We start from the raw sequence: 1,369 nt of genomic DNA on the forward strand, positions 1-1,369 counted from the left end.
GGGTCAAGTCCGCCGATGAAATCCTCGCATCGGTCAAGCGGTTCTGCCAGCGAACCCAAACCCTATGCGGCGAACTTTAGATTCGGGTGACTAGTCTGCAGGGATGATATTGGTGCGCCAGATTAGCTCGTATTTCGGATGGCACCTATTGGTGCTGGTAGTTGTTTCGTTTTGTATCTGTGCGGTGATCGTTCTGATCAAAGACCGACTCCCGAGACTGAGCGGTCGTGTCCATGACCTGAACGTGGTGCAAACCGTGCATTCGCGGCAGACGCCTCGCGTTGGCGGTCTTGCGATCTTTGGTACCCTTGCTCTTAGCGAATTGTTCGCGCCGATGTCGATCTCGGAACAATATGGTAAGTTTGTCATCGCAGCCGGGTTGCTCTTCATGGTGGGACTGTTTGAGGATCTCGGATTTCACGTTTCGCCGCGCAAACGCCTGCTTGCGGCGGCGGGCGCCAGCCTGTTGGTCATATCGTATCTTGGTGTGTGGCTGCCGAGAGCCGATATTCCAGGTTTGGATGCTGTGATTAACCATTGGGCTGTTGGCATTCCGCTTACAGTGCTGGTGACAGCAGGTATTGCAAATGGCTTTAATCTGATTGACGGGGTCAACGGACTTGCGTCAATGGCGGCAATCATTTCTGCGGTAGCGATGACCATCATTGCTGATCTGGCAGAATTTTTCGTGATGGGCCACCTTGCGATCATGCTGGCGGCGGGCATTCTTGGTTTCTTTGTCTTGAATTTTCCAAGCGGTCTGATCTTCCTGGGCGATGCGGGCGCATATACGCTGGGGTTTGTTTTGAGCTGGTATGGGATTGCCATCTTGCTCAATGCCCCTGAGGTGTCGCCATGGGCGATCCTGCTTGTACTGTTCTTGCCGGTTGCTGATACGTTACTTGCGATCTATCGGCGATCACGCCGGAACGCGGACGCGATGGCACCAGACAAGTTACACATGCACCAGATAGTGATGCGCACTCTGGAGATCTGTTTTCTTGGACGCAAGAGGCGAAAGATCGCAAATCCGCTGAGCACCTTGGTGCTGGCACCTTTCACCATCGCGCCGCCGATATGTGGGGTGATGTACTGGGACCAGAAGATCATGTCCTTTGCGGCAGTCGTCGGTTTTGGTTTCTTGTTCTTAATATCCTATGCGGCAATGCCGCGCTTCATCCGCTGGTATTGCAGCACTATCAGATCTGATGCCATGACCAATCGATCCACTAAGTAGGTTTCCGATTGTTGTTCACGTGAAGTTATGCGGTGGTGAGTCATTTCCACAGAGCTGGACGCCGATTGCAGTTGCCGCTTCTTGGCCTGCAGGAGTTCTAGAGCGTGTCGCGTTTAATCGGCCTCATAGCCT

1 protein-coding gene is annotated in these 1,369 nt (G+C 53.3%); it reads left to right on the forward strand.

What is annotated here, in order from left to right; genetic code table 11:
* Positions 1–112: 112 nt before the first annotated feature.
* Positions 113–1,237, forward strand: coding sequence for a glycosyltransferase family 4 protein (locus BLR85_RS28295; RefSeq protein WP_170844830.1), 1,125 nt, complete (start codon positions 113–115; stop codon positions 1,235–1,237).
* The last annotated feature ends 132 nt before the right edge of the window (positions 1,238–1,369 follow it).

The sequence above is a fragment of the Aliiruegeria lutimaris genome (genome assembly GCF_900099935.1).
In the GTDB taxonomy this organism is placed as follows: domain Bacteria; phylum Pseudomonadota; class Alphaproteobacteria; order Rhodobacterales; family Rhodobacteraceae; genus Tropicimonas; species Tropicimonas lutimaris.